Here is a 1331-nt window from a genome sequence, read left to right as displayed (position 1 = left end):
CTGAGGGCTCCCCACAACTAGCATAGAAGAATCATGCAGATGGCATGAAAAAGTAGGCAGATTCATTTTGATCGGCGATCATAGCATCAACTGAAAAGACATGACCCGACGAGCCCCATGAACCTATCCACTATCTTGAATACTTTTTTCTTAATGTCAGCGTTCTCCGCTATCAAAGATAAGAGACGTATCACTGCCGTTCTTGACTGTATCAATGCACTTAACGAGAAAGACACATTAACCTTGACCGGGCTTGGTCGAGGGATGAAAAATACCAAAACTAAGGTAAAGCACTGTATTAAGAGGGTCTGTCGCCTGCTAGGCAACCCACATCTACATCGTGAGCGTACCGGCGTTTACGCATACATAACCGACTTCCTACTCAAAAATGTAAAGCACCCTATCATTATCGTTGATTGGTCACCGGTGAATCACGTGGACAAGCAAATCCTACGAGCAACGATTCCCATTGGAGGCCGAGCCTTCACACTGTATGAAGAAGTTCACCCAGAGTGCAAACTTGGCTCGTTAGCTGTTCACAAAGCCTTCATTCGACGTTTAGCGACTATAGTACCCAAAGGGGTTATTCCCATCGTCACCACTGATGCTGGGTTTAAAGTGCCTTGGTTCAAGCCTATTGAGCAACAAGGCTGGTATTGGCTAGGTCGCGTACGAGGCAACAGCAAGCTTAGGGTAAATGACCGCTGGTGCAGTGCAGATGAACTCTTTGTTCAAGCGCAATATAAGCCCCAGCATTTGGGAACAGCAGAGTTAACTAAGCAGCATCAACACCCTTGTCAGGTATGTCTCTACAGAAAGAAGTCCAAGGGGCGTAAAGCTAAAAACTGGAGTGGTTCTCCCCAGAGAAATACGGTGAGCTTATCCCATGCCAAAGGTGAAAGAGAGCCATGGTTGCTCGCCTCTAATCTGCCGGAAGAAACCTGGTTTGCAGAGCGTGTCGTAGCCCTATATACCCAACGGATGTCGATTGAAGAGGGCTTTCGGGATACTAAAAATGAACGTTATGGGTTGGCTCTTAACTTCAGTGGTAGTGAATGTCCCAAGCGTATTGAGATCTTATTGATGATAGGCATGTTGACTCAATTTACTTTGTTGGTAGTAGGTAAGGTCGCTTATATCAAAGGTTACTACAAGGATTTTCAAGCAAATACCATTCGAACACGCCGGGTACTTTCCTACTTTTTTCTCGGTAAAGAGTTGATAGGAAGAGAAGCTTACTCATTTAGCGTGAAGGATCTGGCCTTAGCCGTAGGAGGCCTCAAAGCGATAAGTGCGGCAGAGTTCCGGTGAAAGATGTGGGGATCCCTCAG

At 46.1% G+C, this 1331-nt stretch carries 1 protein-coding gene; it reads left to right on the top strand.

Annotated features, from left to right (window positions below):
* Positions 1 to 117: 117 nt before the first annotated feature.
* Complete coding sequence (locus VTH8203_RS22665) at positions 118 to 1311, top strand: IS4 family transposase (protein ID WP_096995669.1); 1194 nt, start codon at positions 118 to 120, stop codon at positions 1309 to 1311.
* Positions 1312 to 1331 lie beyond the last annotated feature (20 nt).

Origin of the sequence: Vibrio thalassae (genome assembly GCF_900089835.1) — a bacterium.
Taxonomy (GTDB): Bacteria; Pseudomonadota; Gammaproteobacteria; order Enterobacterales; family Vibrionaceae; genus Vibrio; species Vibrio thalassae.
Note: the sequence above shows the minus strand (reverse complement) of the source record. Positions and strands in the feature narration are given on the sequence as shown.